Source organism: Leuconostoc pseudomesenteroides KCTC 3652 (assembly GCF_014634745.1).
GTDB classification, from domain to species: domain Bacteria; phylum Bacillota; class Bacilli; order Lactobacillales; family Lactobacillaceae; genus Leuconostoc; species Leuconostoc pseudomesenteroides.
Genome location: NZ_BMBP01000006.1, coordinates 1 through 25491 on the forward strand (window position 1 = coordinate 1; position 25491 = coordinate 25491).

The window sequence follows — 25491 nt, forward strand, 5'->3', positions numbered from 1 at the left end:
CATCAGCTTCAACATCAGTGAGTGACAGCACATCGGCATCAACGTCATTAAGTGACAGCACATCAACATCAGTAAGCGACAGTGCATCGACATCAACATCATTAAGTGATAGTACATCAGCTTCAACATCAGTAAGTGACAGTACATCAACGTCAACATCGTTGAGTGGTAGTACATCAGCTTCAACATCAGTGAGTGACAGCACATCGGCATCAACGTCATTAAGTGACAGCACATCAACATCAGTAAGCGACAGTGCATCGACATCAACATCATTAAGTGATAGTACATCCAACATCAGTAAGTGACAGTACATCGACATCAACATCGTTGAGTGGTAGTACATCAGCTTCAACATCAGTAAGTGATAGCGCATCAACGTCAACATCGTTGAGCGATAGCACATCAACATCAGTAAGCGACAGCACATCAACATCATTAAGTGATAGTACATCAGCATCAACGTCATTGAGTGATAGTGCATCAACATCAACATCAGTAAGCGACAGTGCATCGACGTCAACATCAATAAGTGATAGCACATCAACGTCAACATCAATAAGTGATAGTGCGTCGACTTCAACATCATTGAGTGGTAGCACATCAGCTTCAACATCGTTGAGTGATAGTGCATCAATGTCAACATCATTAAGTGACAGCGCGTCGACTTCAACATCATTGAGTGATAGTACATCAGCTTCAACGTCATTGAGTGATAGTGCATCAACGTCAACGTCATTGAGTGATAGTGCATCAACGTCAACATCAGTAAGTGACAGTACTTCGGCATCAACATCAGTAAGTGATAGTGCATCGACATCAATATCAGTAAGCGACAGTACATCAACGTCAACATCGTTGAGTGATAGCACATCAACGTCAACATCAGTAAGTGACAGTACATCGACGTCAACATCATTGAGTAACTCGACATCAAGTGAATCAGCAAGTTTGAGCAATTCAACATCATTGAGTGAATCAATCTCAAACATCGACTCCACGTCAAAGAGTGAGTTAATCTCGAACAGTGATTCCACGTCAAAGAGCGACTCAATCTCAAACAGTGATTCCACGTCAGTAAGTGACAGTACATCAACATCAACATCGTTGAGCGATAGCACATCGACATCAACATCAGTAAGCGACAGTACATCAACGTCAACATCAGTAAGCGACAGTACATCAACATCAACGTCAGTAAGTGATAGTACGTCAACGTCATTGAGTGATAGCACATCAACGTCAGTAAGTGACAGTACATCAATATCAACATCATTAAGTGATAGTACATCAATATCAACATCATTAAGTGATAGCGCATCAGCTTCAACATCGGTAAGTGAAAACATTATCATGTCAACTGCCGTTGACCAACCTGAATATGTGGTAGTTGGTAACATCGTGCCAGAAGATGAAAAGGGCAACCCAGTGGAGCCAGAGATACCCTACGGACCAGTTAAGCCAGGGACAACAGTTGACACACCATATGGTGATGTTGAAGTACCAGCCAATGGTGGTGATATCATTATTCAAGTTAAGGTAGCCGTTGATCAACCTGAATATGTGTTAGTGGGTAATATTGTGCCAGAAGATGAAAATGGTAACTCAGTTGGACCAAAAATTCCATATGGTCCACTCGAACCAAATCCCGCAATTATAACACCCCATGGACCAGAAACACCTGGAATTGTCATCAATACACCCTATGGTCCAGTTGAAGTGCCAGTTAATGGCGGTGATATTATTATCACAGTTGCTACCGAAGTTCCCGGTATTGCTGTTTATGAAAAGACAGCTGTTGACCAACCTGAATACGTGGTAGTTGGCAACATCGTGCCTCAAGATGAGAATGGCAACCCAGTGGGACCAGAGATACCATACGGACCAGTCGCGCCAGGAACCACGATTGACACCCCATATGGCGATGTTGAAGTACCAGCTAACGGTGGTGATATCATTATCCAAGTCAAGGCAGCTGTTGACCAACCTGAATATGTAGTAGTTGGTAACATCGTGCCAGAAGACGAAAATGGCAACCCAGTGGGACCAGAGATACCATACGGACCAGTCACACCAGGAACCACGATTAACACCCCATACGGTTCGGTAATTGTACCGGATGCAGGTGGTGATGTTGTCATTGTTGTCAAGGTAGAAACAAATAAAAAATCTCCAATTAGCGACATCAAGGGTAACCCAACAACGACACAAGAGGTTGTGCTACCCGTTGCTAGCTCTAATAACGATGGTCAACCAGTCAATATCGATCATAGTGAAAACACAGACAAGCAGTTACCAAAAACGAGTGCGTCACAAAATAATGACCATGTTGTAATAAGTGGTTTGATTTTGACAACTTTGTTAGGGTTGCTAGCATTATTGAAAAGAAAAAATAACAACTAACCTAGCGAATTAGTTGAAAAAACAGATTTAGTTAATCCTAACTAAACCTGTTTTTTTTGTAATTTATAATAAGTTGAGAATATTTTTAAAAACGAACAATTCTAAAAAATAGTAGGAAATTATTCAAAAATAAAAAAATTTTTTTTAATTACAATGTGAATAAATGTACAAAGCCGATTTAATAGCGATTCTGTTTTTTAAATGTCAATATGTGGGTGTCCCAATTGTTTATTAGCCAAATAATATAATGATAATGAAATGCTTAATAAACTAGATTTCATCACTACTATTCTTATAAATATTAGGAAATGAACATTAGTGTGCAAGCACTTTGTGAAAAAAATACAATGTCATGACTAGCTTTTGAGGAACAGCAGTGCGTTGTATTGCGAACAAATGTTTGTGAAGACGATTATTGTCATTGTACGCTCAAAAAAGGTCAACTATGCTAGGTGAATAGTGACATTGGAGGAAAAAATAATGACAATATTTAAAACAAAAGCAGTTGTTCAGGCAGATGGCTACCTGAATAAAACACCCCCTTTTCAGTTTATTTTACTATCACTCATGTTTCCATTATGGGGGGCTGCAGCCAGTTTGAACGATATTTTAATTACGCAATTTAAAGCAGTGTTTACGCTGTCAAATGTTGCCAGCGCATTTGTACAAAGTGCATTTTACTTGGGCTATTTTGTATTGGCTATTCCAGCCAGTCGCGTGATTCAAAGGACGAGTTATAAAGTTTCAATTTTAATTGGGCTCGGACTGTATATGGTTGGGTCGCTATTATTCTTTCCAGCCAGTCAAATGGGCACATATAGCGTATTTTTGATTGCAATATTTGTTTTGGCAACAGGATTAAGTTTTTTGGAAACTAGTGCCAATACTTATTCTAGCTTGTTAGGTCCTAAGCAACATGCCACTCTGAGACTCAATATCTCGCAAACATTTTATCCTGTGGGATCGATTTTAGGTATTATATTGGGAAAATATCTTATTTTTGGCAATGGGAAAAGCTTGGCGCAACAGATGGCAGGAATGAACGCCAGCGAAAAGCTCTCATTTGGCCACAAAGCCTTGGCACACACATTGTTGCCTTATCAATTCTTACTTGTGGTGTTGGGGGTCGCTTTTATTATCTTGATCTTGACGCAATATCCAAAGAAAAAACACCAGCCGTTAACTGCCGGACACCCAAATGCCAAACTCTTTGACACACTCAAGTATTTATGGCAAAACAAACCTTTTACAAAAGGCATTCTGGTTGAATTTTTCTATGTTGGTATGCAAACAGCAGTTTGGAGCTTTACGATTCGGCTTGCTTTGACGTTGAATAGTCATTTTAATGAACGATATGCTAGTAATTTTATGATTTATGCCTATGTTGCTTTCTTTGTCGGTAAATTTATTGCCAACTTGTTAATCCCAAAATTTGGTGCAGGTCATGTTCTTCTGTCGTACGGTGTGATGGGTATTGTGGCATTGCTCTACGTCACATTGGCACATGATGTTTCAGCATTATATGCCTTAGTGTTAGTGAGTGGGTTGTTTGGACCGGGTTGGGCAACCATTTATTCGGAAACGATTAAGACGGTTCAGGTGCCAGCTCATCGTGAGACAGCCGGTGCTATTTTGGTTATGAGTATTGTTGGTGGCGCGATTTTGCCACTGATACAAGGTGCTGTCGCTGATATGACGGATATGTCTACAAGTTTCAGTATTGATTTAATCGCTTTTGCCGTTGTCGCTTGGTTTGCCAAGACAATGGTGCGGCAAGAAAGAGAGGCACAACAGCATGACACAAAGAATCAATTTGCCGGAGAAATTATTTGACCAAGAACCTTATAACATTTATCAAGATGAGCATTTTACGGTGACGACCATGCAATATGATACAGGCGTTGCTGGTTTGAAAATAAGTAATAATCGTGGCTACATTGTGATACTACCTTTTCAAGGTTTCATGATTTGGGATGCCGTTTTTGATCAATTATCTCTGAAAATGGCATCGGCATTTGATAAACCTTATTTAGGAACGCAGGTGACTGATACGTATGGTATGTTTCAATTTACATCCGGCGTTTTAGCCAGCGGTACGCCTAGTGAGACAGATCAGCACCCATTACATGGTGAATATCCGATGACCAAGCTTGACCATATTTATTTAGAATTTGACCAAGATAATATCATAATTGGCGGCGAGTATGAGTATGTAAAAGGATTTGGATATCATTATCGAACCCATAATACTGCTATCATGCACGCAGCTTCAGCATTGATAGATATTGGATTAAAAGTGACTAATCTCAGCAACTATCAAACTATGCCGTTGCAATATTTGAATCATCTCAATTATTGCTATGTTAATGGCGCCACGATGTCAGCTAACGTACCAGAGAATGCACTGAAATTAAGACGATCAATTCCAGCCCATGTCAAGCCGACAGCCAACTGGCGGGCATTTAACAGAGAACTGCAAGCAAGTGGTGATGTCATTGAGGTGCTAGATGATGGTAGTCGTTTTGATCCAGAAATTGTCTACATGTCAACAGATTTGCGTCCGTTAGTTGACCGAGCTGTTTTTAAAATGTCACTACCAAATGGACCGACATGTGTTACGTCATTTAACACAAAAGAATTACCGTTTGTTACGAGATGGTTGTTACACAATCCTGATCAACAAGTAGCGGCATTTGCCATTCCAGGTACGAGTCACCCAGATGGGCATAACGCTGCTAGTCAGGCAGGCACTTTAATTCACCTTGCGCCTGGTAAAACACAGTCATTTACGGTTACGACTGGAATTGGAGAATAATATGATAAAAGATATTGATGTATTAGTCATTGGATCAAACGTAATGGATTTAATCAGTTATGTTGATCGTTTACCTCATAAAGGCGAGACAGTTGAAGCACCAAGCTTTGAAATGGGATTTGGCGGAAAAGGTGCTAACCAAGCAGTAGCTGCCAGTCGATTAGGCGCTCAGGTCGCAATGCTAACGTGTGTTGGCAACGATAATTTTGGTGTAGAAACACGCGCCAATTTCGTGGCGAATCATATTGACATCAGTGGTGTATTAACAGGGCATCAGAGCAACGGCGTGGCGCCAATTTTTGTTGAAAGTAATGGTGACAACCGTATCTTGGTTGTGCAGGGTGCAAACACTGAACTCACACCAGAAGTATTGTTGGATAAAATCGACTTGATAAAACGGGCAAAGGTTATTGTGTTGCAACAAGAGGTGCCCATGCCAACTAATATTAAGGCCATTCATTTGGCTAAAAAATATAATATTCCGATTATATATAACCCTGCACCGGCTCATAAATTACCGTTGGATGTTTTACCAGCTGTGGATTACCTAATACCTAATGAATCTGAATTAACTGCCATTACCAAAATGCCAGTGTCAACAGTTCAGGAAACCAAAGCTGCTGCGCGACGATTGTTGTCATTTGGCGTGGCAAATGTCATTGTGACAATGGGCGACCGTGGCGCACTTTGGATAACTGCAGGTCAAGAAGCAACATTAGTTGATGGTCAAGATGTCAATGCCATTGATACCACTGGTGCAGGTGATGCGTTTGTCGGGGCATTTGCACATTATTTTGCTCGAGGCGAGTCACTTGAAACTGCGATTATTCAAGCCAATGCTTATGCTGCATTGTCGGTTATGACACGTGGTACGCAAAAATCTTATCCCAGCGTCAGTCATCACATGACAAAGGAGGTGCACGCATGAAGTCTTTCAAACGAATTATGGTCATTGTTTTAGACTCAGTTGGTGCTGGTGCAGCGCCTGATGCAGCTAGCTTTAATGATGTTGGTTCTGATACGATTGGGCATGTTGCGCATGTGTATCATGGTCGGCTTCATTTGCCCAATTTACAAGCAATGGGATTGGCAAATTTGCATCATGGTGGTCTTGAGGGTGTTAGCGTCGAAAGTCAACCCATTGGTGATTTTGGTACTATGCAAGAAGTATCCGCTGGCAAAGATAGTATGGATGGTCACTGGGAAATGATGGGTTTGCCTGTTATGCAAGCTTTAGCGACATTTCCGAATGGGTTTCCCGATGAGCTGATCAACAAAATCTCTGAATTTGCAAATCGAAAAATTTTGTTGAATCGCCCTTATTCGGGGACAGAAGCGCTCAAGGATTATGGCGAAGAACAGATGGTGACTGGGGGACTGATTGTTTACACATCTGGAGACTCGGTGTTACAAATTGCAGCGCATGAAAACGTTGTGCCGGTAGCTGAGCTGTACCGAATTTGTGAATATGTACGTACTTTAGTAAATCAGCCGCCATATCAAATCGGGCGTGTAATCGCTAGACCGTTTGTGGGTCATGATGCAGGTGATTTTAAACGGACTGCCAATCGTCGTGATTTTTCTCTTAAACCCACTGGGGAAACGGTATTAACAAAGTTACAAAAAATGAGTGTACCTGTGGTTGGCATTGGTAAAGTTCAGGATATTTTTTCCGGTGAGGGAATTGATACGGCTTATCATAATGAAAGCAATGACAATGGCATGGTTCATTTGCAGCATGTGATGGACACGACACCTAATGGTTTTGTGTTTACTAATTTAGTCGATTTTGATGCTATGTACGGGCATCGCAGAGATCCGATTGGTTTTGGACATGCTTTGATGGCATTTGATCAAGAACTTGGTGATGTGTTAGGCAAGATGAATCAGGACGATCTTATTATGGTTACAGCTGATCATGGCAACGATCCAACTTTTCAGGGTACTGATCATACACGTGAGGTCGTACCCTTATTGAGCTATTCACCAAGACTGACTCAATGCGGACAGACGTTAGGCAGACGCCGAACATTTGCTGATCTTGGGGCAACGGTTTTGGAAAATTTCGGTGGGCAACTAGATAATGGGACAAGTTTTTTAGGAGAATTACAATGAGTACACATATTGATGCAAAACAAGGTGACATTGCAGAAGTCGTCTTGTTGCCGGGCGATCCCTTACGGGCAAAGTTTATCGCTGAAAATTTTTTGGCAAATGTCACCCAATACAACACGGTTCGTAACATGTTTGGATATACAGGTACTTATCAAGGCGTGCGGGTTAGCGTGCAAGGTTCTGGCATGGGTATTCCGTCATTGTCAATTTATGCCACAGAGCTAATTCAAGATTTTGGGGTCAAAAAAATAATTCGTGTCGGTACAGCTGGCGGATTGTTACCTGAGCTAGAAATTGGGGATGTCTTGTTAGCAGAAGGGGCGTCAACAGATTCCAATGTCTTACAAGCAACCTTTGGACAGGCAATCTCTTTTGCACCTTTAGCTAGTTTTGAGTTGTTGTGTCAGGCACATCAATCTGCTAAACAACTTGATATTCCTGTGCGCGTTGGTAATATTTTTGCTGCTGATCGTTTTTATAATGATGAAATTGATAATCATAAATTGGCGCAGTATGGTGTTATGGCTGTCGAAATGGAGTCAGCTGGTTTATTCTTGATTGGCGCTAAATATCATGTTCAAACACTCAGTATTTTGACAGTGAGTGACAATTTAGTGACTCAAAAATACGCTGATGCTAAAATGCGCGAGACTGCATTTCAGGATATGATGCGTTTGGCTCTTGCAACAGCTGTTGTAGTTTAATTTTGCTACTAAAATAGTGATGCATTTGTTGACAAATGTCATCACTTATCAATTGAGTGCAATCAGTGTGCTAAATATCTTTTTGTTTGTTTCATTTAATGTTGCTTCAGTTATCCGCCCATTACTTTTGAACCAAGTGATATAGGATTTGATTAACCCAGAAGAAATATAGACATTAACGAGATATTTCTGCTGTTCATTTTGTATATTAAGTGAATCATTTAGTGACACTAATAATAATTCTTCCAATCGCTGCACTAATTTGTAGTGCGCATTATTCAAACAAAGTTGACGGAATCCAACAAAGTTGCTTTTTAAAATACGATCAACAGTCTCGACTAAAGACTGGGGTGTGTTGTGGGAATGATTCAAGTTATTGACCACAGTTTCGTATATTTCATATTGGTATTCATCAAAAATGTCTGAAATTTTGCTGTAATGAATATAAAAAGTTCTACGACTTATGGCTGCATTTTGACATAAATCGACAACGCTAATCTTATCTAACGTCTGATTTTCTAATAAATCGAACAGGCTCTGCCGTAATGCTGTTTTTGTTTGTAAAACGCGTTTATCCATTTTTAATACACACTTTCTGATTATTTGTTGCTAAAGTCCTTTAATTAAAGTATATGATACTACACATATAATAAAAATAAAGGAAGTGTTTTGTCATGTGGGATTTTTTTAATGCTATTTTTGCAAGTTATAATGGCACAGGTTATCAACTATCTCAATTTGTGAAAGCCTTTAGTCCAAGTAATCCGCACTATTATTTAGTGCTGATGATTGGTGGGTTGACCTTTGCCATAGGTTTTATTGAATACATTTATAGTTTTCTACTATTAAAGGTCGAGGGGAGTTCGCCGTATAATATATTGATGCATTCCTATTATTTCGCAATTGACTCAATGGGAATAATTGTGTTTGCTACTGCTTCGCATGCCGTTGGTGGTTTTTGGATATTTACTGCAGCAGCAATAGCAGAAGTCATATGGTCGCTGTTTGAAGTTTATAATCTGATTATGTGTGTCTATGTTGAGAGGGAAGAAATATGGGGTGACATCTCTATCAAAGAAGCGTGGCAACGAGTTACAGGCTGGGTAATTGTAATGATTGTCACTGTCAACTTATTCAGAGTATTTATGAATGATCCAGCAATGTTTAAATGGTATATTTTCACTAATATCTTAATGGCTATTATGCCAGGGTTATACTGGGAAAAGCGAGGTACGCAGGTTGGGGCATCGTGGGGATTGGCCCTTGTCATATTAGTTGGTACTATTAATTCATTTTTACCAACCAACATGTGGGCGCTCGTCAGTCCCTACTTCTCAATTTCTAATAACCCATGGTTCTATGTGGTAGGTATCGTTGCCATCTTCTTTGCCATCAGAAATCTTTGGGTATTGAAACATTTACCAAGTAAGAAAGAAGTAATGCCATCTGGTAAAAAATATATCTGGTAATGTCAACCAGTTGATTTTATAAAGACAAAAGCGGTCGCTATCTAATGTTAGCGACCGCTTTTCATGTGAAATGTTTTATTGATAGAAGAAATGTTGGACGGCTTGATAACTAGTATCATTGCCAACGAAATATAAAGTGTCGCCGGACTCAATGACAGCATAAGGGCCAGGCGAAACAATCAGATCTTCATTGTGCAAAATGCCGATGACAGTGGCGCCGGTATTTTGCCAAAGGTTTAGCCCACCAATTGATTGATTTAACTTTGGACTTGCTTGATCTAACACTAATTCATATGGTGTGAGAGGATTGTGTTGTTGCACACGTTGCGTTTGTTCAAACAAAATTGATAATGCACCTGATAAATTATCAAGTGCCGATTTTTGCTCGTCAATGAGATCGTTGATTTGAACATGAATATTTTGAATATTAGTTGTTTCTGCTGCCTGATTCAAAAATGACTTGGCTTTTTCCCGTGATAAAATTTCGACGCCACTACCATGAACGGCACGCACAATATCCAAATCTGACAAGACATTAATTGCTTTACGAGCTGTTTCCGCAGACACGCCAAATGTAGTTGATAGCGTCGAGCGCGCATGGAGTTTGGTACCAACACGGTATTCATTATTAACAATTTTTTCTGCAATTAAAAAAGCAATTTTGCGGTAACGCGGTTCTCTGATTTTGGGCATTTTATATTATCCTAATAATTAAAAATTTGACACAAGTGGCAATCTGTGTAAAAATATAAGTTGTCACTTGAAGTAACAACCTGATAATTACAATGGGTTGTCACTTTATTTTATAGTTAAATTCGAAAAGAATCAAGGAGGAATGTGACACGCGCAGTATTGTTTTATCCCAATCACTGTGTGATGTGCATGCTAAAAAATGTCTAAAGTAGAAATTAAGCATTTAACCAAGATTTTTGGTAAGCGCCCTAAAGCGGCACTCAAAATGGTTAAGCAAAACAAAAGCAAAAATGAAATTGTCGAAAAGACAGGGAGTACAGTTGGTGTCTACGACATTAACATGTCAATTGAAGAGGGCGAAATATTTGTCATCATGGGGCTTTCTGGATCAGGAAAGTCAACGTTGATTCGCTTGTTAAACCGGTTAATTGAACCGACAGATGGGCAATTGTTTATTGACGGTCAAGAAATTACGAATTTGACTAAAAAACAAATGTTATCAATTCGTCGCAAAAAGATGAGCATGGTTTTCCAAAACTTTGGTTTATTTCCACACCGTACCTTACTTGAAAACACAGAGTTTGGGCTAGAAATTCAAGGTGTGCCAAAAGCGCAGCGTCGTCAGCGCGCAGAACAGGCTTTGGATAATGCGCAACTATTATCATTTAAGGATCAGTATCCTAATCAGCTATCTGGTGGTATGCAACAACGTGTTGGATTAGCTCGTGCACTGACCAATGATCCTGACATTTTGTTGATGGATGAGGCTTTCTCGGCGTTAGATCCGCTAGTACGTGGTCAAATGCAGGACGAATTATTAGATTTGCAGGCTAATGTTCAAAAAACAATTATTTTTATCACGCACGATTTGAATGAGGCGTTGCGTATTGGTGACCATATTGCCATCATGAAAGATGGTCAGTTGCAACAGGTCGGCACTGGAGAAGAAATTTTGACTAATCCTGCAAATGATTATGTCAAAACGTTCGTTGGTGATGTTGATCGCACAAAGGTTTTGACGGCTGATAGCATTATGATTCCGGCATTAACTTCTAATATCTCAGTTGATGGACCCACAGTTGCCCTACGCAAAATGTCTGCTGAAGAAGTCTCTGGTGTTGTGGCGGTTAACCGTCATCGCCAATTTATTGGTTATTTGTCATCTGAAGCGGCGGTTTCAGCTCGACGTGACAAATTGCCACTGGCTGATGTTGTTGTTGAAATGCCGACCGTCAAGCCAGATACATTGATATCTGATATCATGCCGATTATTTATGATGCACAAACACCAGTAGCTGTTATTGATGATGATAACCGTTTGAGAGGGGTTATCATTCGAGGTGCTGTGCTTAAAGCGTTAGCAGATACGGAAGGAGACGGTGATGACAACGCATAATCTGATAAATATTCCAAAACTGCCGCTTGAAGATTGGCTTAGTGGTTTCGTTTCATGGTTGACGACCAACTTGTCTGGTTTTTTCAATGCAATTCAGCAAGCTGGGCAAGCCATTATGGACACCATCACAAATGCGTTGATGGCGGTGCCGATGCCATTGATGATTATTGGTATCACAGCGTTAGCATTTGCAATGACCACTAAAAAATATGGTTTCCCCATTTTTGCTGCTTTGGGCTTAATGTTAATTGCCAACCAAGGGCTTTGGTCCGATTTGATGAATACAGTGACATTAGTATTGATGGCATCAGTTGTGTCGTTAATTATTGGTGTTCCTTTAGGTATTTTAATGGCCAAATCGCCAAAAACGGCAGCTGTTGTACAACCTATTTTGGACTTTATGCAAACAATGCCTGGCTTTGTTTACTTAATTCCAGCCGTTGCTTTCTTCGGTATTGGTGTTGTACCAGGCGTGTTTGCCTCAATTATTTTCGCACTACCACCAATGGTTCGTATGACCAATTTAGGTATTCGTCAAGTACCAGTTGATTTAGTTGAAGCTGCAGATTCATTTGGTTCAACCACTTGGCAAAAGCTGATTAAGTTAGAGTTACCAAATGCAAAAAATACAATTCTGGCTGGAGCTAATCAAACAATTATGTTAGCCTTATCAATGGTTGTAACAGCTTCTATGATTGGTGCGCCTGGACTTGGGCGTGGTGTTTTGTCGGCGGTGCAACACGCTGATGTTGGTTCTGGTTTTGTGAATGGATTAGGACTAGTTATTTTAGCCATTATTATTGACCGATTTGCACAAAAGTTCAATACAAAGCCAGGACAAAAAGCGCCACTTAAGCCATGGCGTCGTTGGACAATTGTCGTTGCTTTGCTGGCTATTGTTGGTGGTGGTGTTGCTAATGCCATGACAACTAGTCAAACGACTGGTCAAAAAATTAACATTGGTTACGTCGAATGGGATTCTGAAGTTGCTTCATCTAATGTTTTGGCAGAATCACTTCGCCAGCATGGTTATGATGTTACTTTGACACCATTAGATAACGCTGTTTTATGGCAGTCATTGGCAAACAACCAAGTTGATGTTTCGGTATCCGCTTGGCTGCCAAACACTCACAAAGCCCTTTATCAAAAATATAAAAATGATGTGACGCTTTTGGGACCAAACTTAAAAGGCGTTAAAACCGGCTTAGTGGTGCCTGATTATATGTCAGTAAACTCAATTAGTGATTTAACCACTCAAGCTAATAAAACAATCACTGGTATTGAACCTGGGGCAGGAGAAATGGCGACTGCCGAGAAGACGTTGAAGGCTTATCCGAACCTTTCGGGTTGGAATTTGTCATCATCATCATCTGGTGCCATGGTGTCTGCTTTGGCTAAAGCCTATAAAAATAAACAAGATATTGTAGTGACGGGTTGGTCACCACATTGGATGTTTGGTAAGTATCACTTAAAGTATTTAGCAGATCCTAAAAACACCTTTGGTTCTGCAGAAACAATTAACACGGTTGTTAGTAAAAAACTCAAATCATCAGATCCAAAAGCCTATCAAGTATTAGACAAATTCCATTGGACAAAAGACGATATGGAGTCAGTCATGTTAGAAATTCAAAATGGTAAATCACCAAAACAGGCGGCGGCTGATTGGATTAAAAAACACAAAAAGTTAGTTGATAGTTGGTACCAATAATTACCATCAACAATTAAAAAGTTTGACTTGTTGTATCAAAGCAATAGGTCAAACTTTTTTTGATGTCATTATTGCCGAGAAACTAACTAATAAATTTATTACGCTTAAAAATAGTCATATAGTTCATCATTAATTCTTATCTCTTCACAATTTCTTGGTCTTCAGGTCGTCAATCGCTCAAATTCAATTGTTATCATTATTGTATTAGTTAAACAAGCACTTATAAATTTGGTCACATGATGTGTTTGTGAAGATAATGATATCGCATTTGACAATAATATGGAGAATTTAAGATGGAAAAAAGTAATAAACAAAAAGTAAGAACACGATTAACGATTGGCGCAATTATCATGAGTGCTATGGTATGGCTACTATTCGTCATATTTGCGCACCATTCTTATGTGATGTTATCAGAAGGATTTATCAATAGTATTGGTTTCCCGTTTCATCCAAATTTGAATACGGTAGCATTAATCCGTCAAGTTATTTTGGTAGCGACTGCAGTAACGCTGTTATATACCGCTTTAATGACTTTCAGTCATAATTTAGTGGTGAAGAAAGTGAGCGCCACAAAAAATGTTACTAACAATTGAGATCATTTTAATCTTATTAGCGATTTATCCTGTTTTAGGGGCACTCAAATGGTCGTGTGGCTTACTCTTTTATTTAATTTTGAGTAAGAGAAATCATGAATTTCCAAAACAAAATCATGATTTAGATGAAGTTTTTGCTGTGATTCCGGCCTATAATGAGGAAAAAACCTTGTTGACAACGATTCAGTCAGTCAAAAATCAAGGGTTGGATAACGATCACATTATGGTGATTGACGACAACAGTAATGATGAAACCGTCAAAATTGCCACAATGGCGGGCGTTAGAGTATACACGAAAAACGAAAATAAGGGGAAGGCTGATAGTCTTAATTATGCAATCAAATTAATTGATGAATTAGCTGATCCAAATAAGACTGCTTATTTGCTCTCAATTGATGCTGATACGATTCTGCAAGCTAATGGTGTGCAACGATTATTAGACTATTTTTACGGGCATAATTATGGCGGCGTGACAGCTAATATGGATGTTGCCAATCGTGAAAATGCTTTAGCAAAGTCTCAAGTTGTCGAATTTAGTTCCATAGTTGGTATCATCAAACGTGCTCAGGTCGCTATGACGGGCACAATGTACGCTTATTCCGGCGCAACGACATTGTATGCAATGGCTGCTTTAAAAGAGGTTGGTGGTTTCAGAGAAGATCGCGCGACGGAAGACATTAGTATAGCATTTGATCACTCTTTGAATGGCTATGATGCTGGTTTCGCCCCAGATGTTAAATTTTATATGAATGTGCCAACAACATTGAGAGATTTATATCGTCAACGAAAACGTTGGGCAAAAGGTGGCATTGAGGTGCTATTCACTAATCTATTGACATCACTTAAGCGTCCTAAAATTATTATGATGTTATTTGATCAATTTTTAACGATTGCTTGGTCGTTTTCATGGTTGATTATGTCAATTTATCTAGCCTATCGTTTGTTAACAGAATTTTTGAGCGGTGACTTTTATGCCTTGGGTGGGACCATAGGGATATCGTTGATTGTCATGACCTTACAAATTGTTGTGGGAACAGTTCAAATATTTATTGCGCTATTAGTTGATGATAATGGTAGTAAAATGGATTACTTCATGTTTGCGCCATTGTACTTATTGTTTTATTGGATTGTAAATCCTTTGACGATTATTACGCAGTTCGTACCCGCGTTATTGTCGGTTTACGCTGGCATGGATAAGGGAACGTGGCAATCTCGCGAAAGAAGTGTTGACTAAAGTAATATTTTAATCCAGATGGTAGTGGCAATGTGCCGCTATCTTTTTTAATGATGTTGAATTTTTTTATAAAATTCCGTGATATATTACAACGTTTAGGTATATATGTTACAATATAAGTATCATACTAATTATAAAAGTAATCATTTTTATTCTTTTTTATCATTATCTCATGATATCCACAAGAATTAAATTTTGACAGTGAGTGACATTAACAAATGCAATGACTAATTAAGATGACGATGGTTCATTTTTATTTGCACAGCACATCATGATAGCGATTGATTTATCCAATCAAAGTCATTTTGTACGGAAGTGCTTGCACGAGATAGTATGCAACTGCCAACATGACAACGCTGGGGAAAACGTGTCATGGCTACATGATGTAGTTTTACAATCTTCCCATTAATAGTAAACCAACAGGAGGACACTAAATGGAAGCGTTCCGAAAGGGGATTAAAGAAACAATAACATCACATCAAGTTGATGTGCAAAATGGCTTATCGTCACAACAGGTGACACAAAGTCGGCAAGAAAATGGTGCTAACGTATTTGACGCTGAGAAAAAAGTTTCATTATTTAAAAAAATATTACTCAGTTTAAATGACGTTGCTACCATTATTTTATTGATTGCAGCGGTGATTTCATTTGTTGCGACTTATTTAGAATCAAGTGGTAATTACTTTGAAAGTTTGTTAATTGTTGGTATCGTCGTCATCAATTCAGCATTGGCTATTGTTCAAGAAGGTAAGGCAGAGGATTCGTTAGCAGCACTACAAAATTTAAACCGCACCCAAGTGAAAGTTTTGCGCGATGGTCATATTGTGCAAATTGACGCTGATGACGTCGTTTTAGGTGATGTTTTAGTTGTCCAAAATGGTAGTGTCATTGCTGCTGATGCGCGTTTGATTGAATCGGTTGAACTGCAAGCTGAAGAGTCGGCTCTGACTGGCGAAAGCTTACCTGTTGAAAAAGACGCGAATGCGACATTTGAGTCAGACAATAACATTGATTTAGGTGAACGGATTACAATGGTGTATCGTGGGACCACAATCGTTCATGGACACGGTCGTGCAGTGGTTACAGCTGTTGGTATGCAAACAGAAATGGGTAAAATTGCCAGTCTGTTGCGTAATGAGTCGAAAACGCCGTTGACGCCTTTGCAACGTCGCTTAGTGCAATTAGGGAAAAACATTTCTTGGTTAGCGATTGGTGCTGCCGTGATTGTTTTGGGACTAGGCATTGCGCAAGGCATGGATCTTAAGCATATCTTTTTGACAGCCATTTCATTGGCAGTTGCGGTAGTGCCAGAAACTTTGGCTGTTATTGTGACGATGACATTGGCGCTTGGTGTGCAAAGGATTGCGCAAAAGCACGCCATCATTCGTCGTTTGCCAGCCGTTGAGACATTAGGAACAACCAATATTATTGCGTCTGATAAAACAGGTACGTTAACGCAAAACAAAATGACTGTTCGCAAAGTTTGGCATGATCAGCACGACGATTTGTTGGATATCGCTGATGGTTTAGATACTTCAGCTCAGGAGGTGCTATCATTGGCCGCCATATCAACCAATGTGGCGGTTAAATCAGTGAATGATCAAAAGGTCTACGACGGCTTGCCAACTGAAGTGGCCTTGGTACGTGCCATTGAATCAGAAACTTCACGTGAACAGCTTTTATCACAATATCCACTTGTCGATCAGGTACCATTTAACTCGACAAAAAAGCGTATGACCACTGTTCACAAACGTCCAGAAGGTGGCTACATAGCAATCACAAAAGGCGCTTTTGATGTCTTATTGCCAATGGTCAAACATGGCGATCGTCAACGGGCTGAACAAGTGAACAAAATGTTCGGCGAGCAGGCTTTGCGTGTTCTAACAATTACACACAAAAACTTTGATGTCATGCCAGAAGAACCAACGCAAGATTTCTATGAGCAGGATTTAACTTTGGTTGGTTTAGTTGGTATCATTGATCCACCACGACCTGAATCAGCGCCAGCCGTCGAAAAAGCACGACAAGCCGGTGTACGTACCATTATGATTACTGGAGATCACGTCGAAACAGCCAGCGCAATTGCTCGTGAAATTGGCATTTTGCGTGAGGGTGATCAAACAATTACTGGTTCAGAATTAGCTAAGTTGTCCGATCAAGAATTAGATGAAAACGTACAAAGTTACAGTGTTTACGCACGTGTGACGCCAACTGATAAAATCAGAATTATCAAATCATGGCAACGTCAGGATGCAACAATTGCCATGACTGGTGATGGTGTTAACGATGCACCAGCCTTGAAAGCCGCAGATGTAGGTATTTCTATGGGTGAAACAGGAACAGATGTGGCCCGTGAAGCATCAGATATTATTTTGACAGATGATAATTTTGCGACGATCATTAACGCCATTTCTGAAGGACGTGGTGTTTATGTTAAAGTCCGTAAAACAATTAATTTCTTATTAAGCGCTAATATTTCTGAGCTATTAGTGATTTTAATTGCCATGTTGTTAGGCTGGGGTTCACCTTTGTTACCGGTTCATTTGCTGTTCATCAACCTAGTGGCCGACGGATTACCGGGTTTTGCACTGAGTCGAGAACCAATGTTGACAAATGTTATGAACCAACCGCCAATGCCCAAAAATGCCAAGTTATTTGGACAAGGGCTTGATCGACAAATTGGGTTGAATGCAATATTGTTTGCGGTAGTGACGCTAATTGCCATTTGGATTGGCCAAAAATTAACATTAGGAGGATTACAGCCTAATGAACAAGTTGGACAAACAATGGCATTTATCATCTTATCGTTAACTTCGATTTGGCACGTCTTTAATATTCGATCAGAAAAAACGCTGTTTGCAATCAGCTATGGTGCCAATAAGTCGCTAGTCAATATGGCGATAATCGCGACATTGATTACTTTAGCTATTTCGTTAGTACCACTGACACAGACATTATTCGGCTTAACAGCGCTTTCAATTGCTCACTGGGCAGTAATTTTGGTATTGTCAGTATTACCAACTATTGTCATCGAGTTATTCAAACGCATGCGCCCCAACTTATTTAAAGTCTAAAAAGAACCAGCCACAATTTTGTGAGCTGGTTCTTTTTGTACTGATTATTTAAGTAATTGGTCTTGTGCGATGATAAATTGGGTGAGCGTTTCATCGTTAATACGCTGATTATGTTGTTTTAAAAAGCGTCGATACAAAAATCCAATTCTTGGTTGAAAAATAAATGTTGTTGGTGCGCTAAAGTCATCTTCTAATAGTTGATAAGTTCGAATGGCGCTTGCAATTAAAATTTGTTCTGCCTGATTTGCAATTAACGATAAGTCGTTAGTTTCTTCAAATAAAAATTGTTTCTCAGCAGCAGCTAATGCTTGCTGAAATTGATTGAGATTGTCTGGTTCGATAGCACTATCTTGAGCAACGCTCAGCATCGTTTGTTTAAAGCTGTCAATGGCAGCCGGTGTGGCAGCCGATGTTAATTCGAATCGTTCAAACGGCATACCGTTGGGCGTTGTGTGCGTTTCATAGTGAAACCATTGTGGATCAGTTACAAAGTAGGGGGTGTTAGTCATGTTAAAATACCTGTTAATTAGTAATCATTTTTTCAAAAGCTTTCCGGTAATTTGTTTCATGATGGGTTCGTCTGAATATGATAAGACATTTTTGGCATAAATACCTTGGCCAAACCAAGCTAATAGAATTAAGGAAATAAATGAAATACCAAGTGAAATCAAGGCAGTGGGCCAACCTTCAACATGTGTGACTAGCCGTACTGGCATCATGGATTGTGAGACAAATGGGACGTAGCTTAATGCGCGAATAGCGATGTTATTAGGCATAAACGTCATGAAATAACTAAACATATAGCCAATCATAGCTAAAAATGAAATAGGTTGAACGGCTTGTTGAACTTGTGCGTTGTCATTAATTAACGAAGCAATCATCGCTGTCAATACCAAATATAAGGCAACAGCAATGAGTATAAAGGCCAACGCATAGAGCATAAAGCCAGTTGTCACACCATTCAGATTAGACGTAATCATTTTGACAAAAACATTGTCTTTCAAAAAAATAACTGTAGCAAATCCGGCGATAAGATAAATCAGCATGTGCGTCAAGGCTAATAGAAAGACACCAATTAATTTACCAAAATACTGAATGCGAGCAGAAGTGGCTGCCAACAAAATTTCCATGATGCGTGACGATTTTTCGTTGGCGATCGCGTTGGCAATCATTGAGGTATACCACATCACCACAAACATCGTAATCACACCAATTGCAACTGCGATGGCGTAATTCGCACCCTCAGTATTGGCACCACTTTCAGACTGATTTGCTTGTTTTACAACGGTTTTGAAGTTAACCGGCTTCATGAAATCAGCGGTCTGTGCAGCAGTTAAGCCGTACTGCGTAGCCTTTTTGGCTTGTGAGAGTTGATTTAAAATAGTGGCAATATCGTCTTTTGGTACTTGTTCACTTTTTGGTTGGGTTGTCAGTGTCGCTGAATCTGACTTTAAAGTTAAGACACCATCCAAATTTTCTGATTTTAAGGCTTTGTCTGCTTGCTTTTCGTTAGTGATTTTGGATATCTTCATGTCCAAATTCTTTGCTGATTGAACAAAAGTAGCTCGTTCGCTGGTTTGACCGATAACGGCCACTGTGGGCGTTGTGTTGCCCTGCAATTGTGTTACACCAAAGGCGACACCACCAATGACGGCGACAAAAATTAAGGGAGATAGTACCAAAATCCAGTAACCACGTGATTTGAAGTTAGCTCTTAGCGTATCTTTAATGACAATATTAAGTTGTTTAATCATGAATAGCGACCTCCTGACGGAAAATGTCATCTAATGTCGGTGGTTGTTGGCTGAATGCTGGAATATAGCCATTTCTCGTTACTAAGTCAAAGACGCGACGTCCAGCAGCTTCATCAGATAAAATCAAATCAAAGCCGGTACCTTGTTTCGTGACAGTGGCGACGCCTTCAATTGCAGCCAATTCAGTTGCTGTTGTTGGCGATTCAACATACACGCGCGTCCGTCCAAATTGTTCACGGATATTTTGGACGGGTCCTTGCAAGACCGTTTTACCGTTTTTAAGCATTGTTAGGTCATCAGAAATTTTTGTGACATTACTCATGTCGTGACTTGAAAAAATGATCATAGCACCGTTATCACGCATACGGATGATTTCCGACATCATGAGACTGGTGTTGACTGGATCCAGACCTGAAAAAGGTTCATCCAAAATAATGAAGTCTGGCTCAAAAATCAAAGATGCAATCATCTGAACTTTTTGTGCGTTACCTTTCGATAAAGTCTGAACCTTATCTGTTGGTTTGCCAACAACATCTAAACGCTTCATCCATTGAATTAACGATGATTTGGCGTCAGCACGCGACATACCATGTAGTTCAGCAAAGTACAAAACTTGTTCCTCTACGGTACGCTTTTGGTATAAACCACGTTCTTCTGGCAAAAAACCAATACGTTGTTTGTCTAGTTGGGTGATTGGGTGGTTATCCCACAAAATTCTGCCTGAACTAGGTTGAATAAAGTTCAAGATCATACGAAATGTGGTCGTCTTTCCAGCGCCATTTTGGCCGATGAGACCCATGACTTTTCCAGGCGTTAAAGTCATATTCATATCAGCAACGGCAAGATGTGTACCGAATTTTTTGCTGATGTCAGTTAACTGAATCATATTAAACTCCTCCATGTTCATGTAATCCTATGGTATAGGACCTCTCTTATACTCCATTGTGACATAGTTAGCAAGCTAGAACAAGTTAAGATGGTTGCATTCTTGCAAAAAAAGAACTATAACAGAGTTAAGTAAAGGGGGCCATAAATCATGGCAGATGAAAAATTTGAAACTTTAGATATTCCAATGAATGAAGTATTTAGTTGGAGCGAGGACAAAACCCCACTACGTGATGCGCTGTGGAATCATTTCATGGAAGCCAGTAACAAAGATACTTTGTCAACATTGAAGCACTTGAAAGCATTTGAAAAAATGTCTTCTGACGAAGTGAAAACCGAAGCTGCTAAAGTACTACAATAAGTTAGGCAAAAGAAATTCAAGCGGTGTGGAGCTGCTTGATTTTTTTTGTCTATATTTTGGTCTTAATTAATTCACAAAACGCGCAAAGATACGCCACAATGACTCGCTATAATAAAAGCATAAACTTTTAATGTAGAAGGAATAGGCGATGAATTTTAAAAAAATAGGACTAATGTTAGCAGTGACTGCAATAACGATGGCACCATTATTAAGTACTGTTAATGCGGAAGATAACAGTGTTGGTTTGCGCGTTAGCGCCGTTCTGCCAGAAAATCAACGTTCAAACGACATTTCGTATTTTGATTTGTTAGTTAAACCAAAGGATCAACAAACACTCGTTGTGAATGTAGTTAATACCACAAATAAGCCACAAACTGTGAATACAGCCGTGAGTGCTGCTACCACAAATGTCAATGGTGTCGTAGAATATGCCCCATCAAAGAACAAACTTGATCAGTCGGCGCCAATTGATATGGCAAAAATTGCGACTTTACCTAAGTCAATAGAAATCCCTGCCAATAGCTCAAAAAAATTAGAAGTAAAATTGACCATTCCTGATAAAAATTGGGATGGTGTTGTGGCTGGTGGTATTACGGTGACACAAGCCGAAGCAACTCAAAGCAGTAGTAACAAAAAAACCGGTGTCACCATTCGAAATCGTTATGCATACGCAATTGGTGTGTTGCTGCAAACAAAACAGGATTCAACTGTAACTGAAAAATTGAATTTGGCTAAGGTAACTGCTGGTCAAATTGATGCACGCAATGCAATCATTTCCGAATTGCATAATACTTCCGAAACATATCTTAAGAAAGTATCTGTGACATCAAAAGTGACGCGTGTCAACAGCAGTAAAGTGCTATACGAAGCTAAGAAGAGCGATATGAAGGTTGCACCAAGTTCGATTTTTAACTACCCAATCAATTTAAAAGGACATGCCTTTAAAGCGGGTCGTTATACAATGGATATGACTGTTAAATCTGAAAAAAGCACTTGGCATTTCAAGAAAAACTTTACTATTACAACTAAAGAAGCAAATGATTTGAATGCCAAGGATATTACAATTGTCCATGACGAAGGCTTCAATTGGTGGTGGATTGTTTTGATTGTCGCTATCATACTAGCTCTGGGTGCCTATATTTGGAAACGTCGTCGTAATCAAACTAACAAGAATTAAACCAAAAAACCTAAAAATAAGTCCCACATCTCTGAAAGATAAAGAGTAGATGTGTGGCTTTTTTAGGTTTTTTGATATAAAATCATGACCTTATCGTTCGGCTAGTAGCGTGTAGTGTGCTAATAGTGTGACGACTTGGCTAAATGAAGATGATTCACTGGCTGGGCTTGGTTGAAAATTAGGCTGAGCAATTTCGTTAAAATCACCTACTGTGTCCTGAAATAATGCGTATGGTTGATTTTTGGAGACCACATGTTTCTTTTTGGGGGTTGTGACAGCGGGTGATTGTTTCCTGCTGGGTGTTCTTTCAGATTTAGGCGTGGTATTTTCAATAGTTGGTTGGCTAGTTGATGACGACTGAGGTGTTGCTTGTGGACTGATTGGATTTGTCTTTTGGTCTAGCTGTGCTAGTGCTTGGATTGGGTTTGCAGCACTATCAGAGCGTGGGGCAATGTTCTGATTGATCACTGTTTGACTAGGCTTTTTGGCGAGGTGAATCGTGAAATGCCAAGCGGTGTTATTGTCCTTTGGCAAAACAAAGCTTCCTGGCCAGTCCGTTTGAGAGATTGTGTAGTCCTTCAACTGTGTCAGGGTCATTATTGGTGAAAAATCAATTTGTTCACCGGTTTGTCCGGAAAAAATAGCCTTGCGTAGGATTTTTCCTTGGTATTCGAAGTTAATCGTAACGTACTGTGTTAGGGGCTCATAATAATAATCAATGCTTTGGTTATCATGATAAGTAAAAATACCGCTGGTATTATTTGGTTGTGACACGAGTTTAAAGCCGGGCAATGATAGTGGCTTTGTTTGGTATGTGTCATTGAGTGCGCCAGAAATTTTTTGTGAAGGCGCAATCAGATTGCCCGACTGGTCAAGATAATTGACAGTTAATGAGCTAGTAAAAGGGTGGTAATCGTTATGATCAATAATAATTTGTTGCAGGTTATGATTCGCACCAGTTGAAGCCGAAAAGACCAAAGAGATAGGTTGCGCTAAGATCTTTTGGTCAGTGATTCTATATGACCAAGTTTTAGATTGATAGTTAATCAGAATGGTATGCGTACTAGCTTGGTACTTAATTTCAAGTGGCTCAAAGTCATTCGTATCATGCTGCGCTATTTCTTTGGCATCTTTTGAAAATGTCTGGATAACGCCAGTCTCATCTGAACCAAAGAAAGCACCAAAAGGGATACCGTTTCCTTGCGTTTTGCCAAATTCTTCAGGGTCTTTAGTAAAGGAACCAGCATCATCGGAAGCGTTATAGAAAGTGTCTAGCTTGAAACCAAAGACATTGGCAATGCGTCCCAACCCAAAAGCGCCGCCGTTTGTATGATTGACTTGATCGATATGATCAAATGGTACTAATGCAAAGGCTAAGCCGTCGCCACCACCGCGTTGTTGATTTTTTGAACCTAAATTAACTTGAAGCGCCATTGAAAAATCTTGTGATAAATCGATGGGCGTATTTTGATATGCGGCCCCTGACAGGGCTGACTGATCTTCAGTTAATGTGAAAATGTTGCCCTTAATGACAGCAGAGCCATTGGTTGTAAAATGTGAGGTCAGCTGTTGCTGTGTCCAGTGATTTTGTGTGATTAGCACATTTGCATGGGCAATTGTCGCGGGAATGAGCTGGTTGACGGTTAATAAGGTCGAGCTGAAAGCTAAGAGATAATAAAGGCGATTGATTTTATTTTGCTTGTTCGTCATTTTTTCTTTAACCTTATAATAAGTTCTGCAAGTGCCTGCCAGTCACTGATAGTTGGGGGTTTTTTCCAAATAACCTGTGGTGTAGCAATTCTATCAGATGGTGTGTCAGACAAATAAATGTCGCCCTCTTCATAGGACCACTCTGTTATAAATTTGATACTGGCATGACTGATATGATCTTTAAGCATCGCTTCAATCATATGATTCGTAAAAGGTGAACCCGCAAAATTGACGATAATCGTAATGTTGTCAATTTTAGTGATGTCGATGTAATAAAAAATAATGCTGATGATATTTAAAATAAACGCGTTTAAATAGGTCGCAGGTATAATCTCTTCAGGTGAATTAATGGCAGGAAACATTGTCTCAACTGAATAGTAAATTGAAGGATAAATATCTTGAAAATATTGAGTTGATATGTTTTCTTGTGATATAAGCGCCCATTGATTGTTAGTTGTAAACTTTAAGCAATAACGTGCGGCAGCTTGGCTAATTTTTTCAGCATCTTGTGGTGTACATGACAGAATGTGCTCCTGTAATTTGGGCATTATAATCGTTGACAATCGTTCCAAAATGGGTTGAGCATAGTCAGTAAAAGCGATTGGGGCAGAAACTTCTAACAAATCAAAAATGTTGAGAGCACTTAGTAAGTGACAAAGCACAAAGTTGTCTTCAGGAATAGCTAAGTGCTGACTAATGGCGTTTGGGATTTTGTCATCAACGTGAATATGTTGATCTTCTTGTTGAATGATTGGTGAGCAAATTTTTTGATTATGGGTCAGTTCATTCAAAAAAATACTAATGAGTAGGCGCTTTTTGTCTGCACCATGCGCATTGATATAGCCTTGAGAGATTAAAAATTGATTTACCTCTTGACTAGCTGTTTTGATGTAGTGATCAAAAGCAGGCGTTGTGTCGTAATGATTGAAGATGACAAACGCCGCTGAAATGACTGCTTCTGGTGAGTCAAGGTCAATTAGAGTCGATAGGGTATTTTTTTGAATAAAAAAGTAAGAGGTGTTCCAACCATATTCGGATTCCATATAGTTATAGTTGGGCATTTTACCAGAAATTAAGCGTTGCTCTAATAATAATTTGATTGGGGATAATTCAAAAAAATAGCGTGATAGTTGATACAAATGGTAGCGCGTCAATGTCATAGTTTGATAAATAATCCCGCGCTTTAATTCAATCCAGTTAAAACCAAATAAAACACTAATATCATTATTCAGTGAATCAAGTGATTCTCGGATCAAATAATCAGATACCTTGAACTGATTTGTTAAGTCGCGAAGCTCAAAAGTGGTTTGTTTATTTTCCAGTAGTGTGGATAATAATTTGAGCTTTAAAGCATCGTTTTTGTTAATAAATTCATTTAAGATTGAGGACATAGTATCTTT

General features: G+C 39.4%; 23 protein-coding genes. 14 read left to right on the forward strand and 9 right to left on the reverse strand.

Annotated elements, in window-relative coordinates:
- Both IEU65_RS06750 and IEU65_RS06755 read right to left on the reverse strand, forming a co-directional pair.
- Positions 1 to 298, reverse strand: a 298-nt coding sequence (locus tag IEU65_RS06750) for an MSCRAMM family adhesin SdrC (protein WP_242455654.1), incomplete at its 3' end; no start/stop codon positions are given.
- Positions 276 to 1355: a hypothetical protein gene (locus IEU65_RS06755; protein WP_202884341.1), complete on the reverse strand. Its 1080-nt coding sequence runs from the start codon at positions 1353 to 1355 to the stop codon at positions 276 to 278. The genes IEU65_RS06755 and IEU65_RS06750, both read right to left, overlap by 23 nt.
- Between IEU65_RS06755 and IEU65_RS06760 the strand changes: the two genes are divergently transcribed.
- The 6 genes from IEU65_RS06760 to deoD all read left to right on the forward strand — a co-directional run bounded on the left by IEU65_RS06760 (position 1354) and on the right by deoD (position 8037).
- Positions 1354 to 2403, forward strand: coding sequence for an LPXTG cell wall anchor domain-containing protein (locus IEU65_RS06760; RefSeq protein ID WP_187241152.1), 1050 nt, complete (start codon positions 1354 to 1356; stop codon positions 2401 to 2403). The two genes, IEU65_RS06755 and IEU65_RS06760, sit on opposite strands and share 2 nt — an antisense overlap.
- Positions 2404 to 2883: 480 nt before the next feature.
- A complete protein-coding gene (fucP, locus tag IEU65_RS06765) occupies positions 2884 to 4236 on the forward strand; it encodes an L-fucose:H+ symporter permease (protein ID WP_010280053.1) in 1353 nt (450 codons plus the stop codon).
- Positions 4199 to 5218: a DUF4432 family protein gene (locus IEU65_RS06770; protein WP_010280050.1), complete on the forward strand. Its 1020-nt coding sequence runs from the start codon at positions 4199 to 4201 to the stop codon at positions 5216 to 5218. The genes fucP and IEU65_RS06770 overlap by 38 nt, the downstream gene beginning before the upstream one ends.
- A 1-nt stretch (position 5219) precedes the next feature.
- Complete coding sequence (rbsK, locus tag IEU65_RS06775; protein WP_010280047.1) at positions 5220 to 6146, forward strand: ribokinase; 927 nt, start codon at positions 5220 to 5222, stop codon at positions 6144 to 6146.
- Positions 6143 to 7333 carry a phosphopentomutase gene (locus IEU65_RS06780; RefSeq protein ID WP_010280045.1) on the forward strand — a complete coding sequence of 397 codons (1191 nt, stop codon included), beginning with the start codon at positions 6143 to 6145 and terminating at the stop codon, positions 7331 to 7333. Before rbsK ends, IEU65_RS06780 begins: the two co-directional genes overlap by 4 nt.
- Positions 7330 to 8037, forward strand: coding sequence for a purine-nucleoside phosphorylase (gene deoD, locus IEU65_RS06785; protein ID WP_010280042.1), 708 nt, complete (start codon positions 7330 to 7332; stop codon positions 8035 to 8037). Before IEU65_RS06780 ends, deoD begins: the two co-directional genes overlap by 4 nt.
- 48 nt (positions 8038 to 8085) lie before the next feature.
- Here deoD and IEU65_RS06790 read toward each other — a convergent pair whose 3' ends face one another.
- Positions 8086 to 8616, reverse strand: a complete 531-nt coding sequence (locus tag IEU65_RS06790; RefSeq protein WP_010280040.1) for a TetR/AcrR family transcriptional regulator — start codon at positions 8614 to 8616, stop codon at positions 8086 to 8088.
- 95 nt (positions 8617 to 8711) lie between these two features.
- On the opposite strand from IEU65_RS06790, the gene IEU65_RS06795 reads away from it, so the two are divergent.
- The gene (locus tag IEU65_RS06795; RefSeq protein WP_010280038.1) at positions 8712 to 9506 is read left to right on the forward strand and encodes a hypothetical protein; all 795 of its coding nucleotides are present in this window, start codon (positions 8712 to 8714) and stop codon (positions 9504 to 9506) included.
- A 75-nt stretch (positions 9507 to 9581) separates the two neighbouring features.
- On the opposite strand, the gene IEU65_RS06800 is transcribed toward IEU65_RS06795, so the two are convergent.
- Entirely contained in the window at positions 9582 to 10199 is a 618-nt protein-coding gene (locus IEU65_RS06800) for a GntR family transcriptional regulator (RefSeq protein WP_010280036.1), read from the reverse strand.
- A 199-nt stretch (positions 10200 to 10398) separates the two neighbouring features.
- Here IEU65_RS06800 and IEU65_RS06805 point away from each other — a divergent pair, with 199 nt between their 5' ends.
- From IEU65_RS06805 to IEU65_RS06825, 5 genes are all read left to right on the forward strand, one after another.
- Positions 10399 to 11595 (forward strand): quaternary amine ABC transporter ATP-binding protein, encoded by a 1197-nt coding sequence (locus IEU65_RS06805; protein WP_010280032.1) that lies wholly within the window; start codon positions 10399 to 10401, stop codon positions 11593 to 11595.
- Positions 11582 to 13303: an ABC transporter permease/substrate binding protein gene (locus tag IEU65_RS06810; RefSeq protein WP_010280029.1), complete on the forward strand. Its 1722-nt coding sequence runs from the start codon at positions 11582 to 11584 to the stop codon at positions 13301 to 13303. Before IEU65_RS06805 ends, IEU65_RS06810 begins: the two co-directional genes overlap by 14 nt.
- 293 nt (positions 13304 to 13596) lie before the next feature.
- Positions 13597 to 13896 carry a hypothetical protein gene (locus tag IEU65_RS06815; RefSeq protein ID WP_010280025.1) on the forward strand — a complete coding sequence of 100 codons (300 nt, stop codon included), beginning with the start codon at positions 13597 to 13599 and terminating at the stop codon, positions 13894 to 13896.
- Positions 13880 to 15130: a glycosyltransferase family 2 protein gene (locus tag IEU65_RS06820; protein WP_010280022.1), complete on the forward strand. Its 1251-nt coding sequence runs from the start codon at positions 13880 to 13882 to the stop codon at positions 15128 to 15130. Before IEU65_RS06815 ends, IEU65_RS06820 begins: the two co-directional genes overlap by 17 nt.
- 434 nt (positions 15131 to 15564) lie before the next feature.
- The gene (locus IEU65_RS06825; protein WP_010280017.1) at positions 15565 to 18204 is read left to right on the forward strand and encodes a cation-translocating P-type ATPase; all 2640 of its coding nucleotides are present in this window, start codon (positions 15565 to 15567) and stop codon (positions 18202 to 18204) included.
- A gap of 44 nt (positions 18205 to 18248) precedes the next feature.
- Here the strand turns inward: IEU65_RS06825 and IEU65_RS06830 are convergent, their stop codons facing one another.
- The 3 genes from IEU65_RS06830 to IEU65_RS06840 are packed head-to-tail and all read right to left on the reverse strand — an operon-like array spanning position 18249 to position 20844.
- Positions 18249 to 18713, reverse strand: a complete 465-nt coding sequence (locus IEU65_RS06830) for a hypothetical protein (protein WP_010280014.1) — start codon at positions 18711 to 18713, stop codon at positions 18249 to 18251.
- A 24-nt stretch (positions 18714 to 18737) separates the two neighbouring features.
- The gene (locus tag IEU65_RS06835) at positions 18738 to 19958 is read right to left on the reverse strand and encodes an ABC transporter permease (RefSeq protein ID WP_010280013.1); all 1221 of its coding nucleotides are present in this window, start codon (positions 19956 to 19958) and stop codon (positions 18738 to 18740) included.
- Positions 19951 to 20844, reverse strand: coding sequence for an ABC transporter ATP-binding protein (locus IEU65_RS06840; RefSeq protein ID WP_010280011.1), 894 nt, complete (start codon positions 20842 to 20844; stop codon positions 19951 to 19953). The genes IEU65_RS06835 and IEU65_RS06840 overlap by 8 nt, the downstream gene beginning before the upstream one ends.
- 150 nt (positions 20845 to 20994) lie before the next feature.
- On the opposite strand from IEU65_RS06840, the gene IEU65_RS06845 reads away from it, so the two are divergent.
- Both IEU65_RS06845 and IEU65_RS06850 read left to right on the forward strand, forming a co-directional pair.
- The gene (locus tag IEU65_RS06845) at positions 20995 to 21204 is read left to right on the forward strand and encodes a P8 family protein (protein ID WP_010280009.1); all 210 of its coding nucleotides are present in this window, start codon (positions 20995 to 20997) and stop codon (positions 21202 to 21204) included.
- A gap of 148 nt (positions 21205 to 21352) precedes the next feature.
- Positions 21353 to 22381, forward strand: a complete 1029-nt coding sequence (locus tag IEU65_RS06850) for a WxLIP family cell surface protein (RefSeq protein WP_010280007.1) — start codon at positions 21353 to 21355, stop codon at positions 22379 to 22381.
- Positions 22382 to 22471: 90 nt separating this feature from the next.
- Here the strand turns inward: IEU65_RS06850 and IEU65_RS06855 are convergent, their stop codons facing one another.
- Together IEU65_RS06855 and IEU65_RS06860 are read right to left on the reverse strand one after the other, a co-directional pair.
- Entirely contained in the window at positions 22472 to 24091 is a 1620-nt protein-coding gene (locus IEU65_RS06855; protein ID WP_010280006.1) for a lectin-like domain-containing protein, read from the reverse strand.
- The gene (locus IEU65_RS06860) at positions 24088 to 25482 is read right to left on the reverse strand and encodes a hypothetical protein (RefSeq protein ID WP_010280004.1); all 1395 of its coding nucleotides are present in this window, start codon (positions 25480 to 25482) and stop codon (positions 24088 to 24090) included. Before IEU65_RS06860 ends, IEU65_RS06855 begins: the two co-directional genes overlap by 4 nt.
- Between the last annotated feature and the right edge of the window lie 9 nt (positions 25483 to 25491).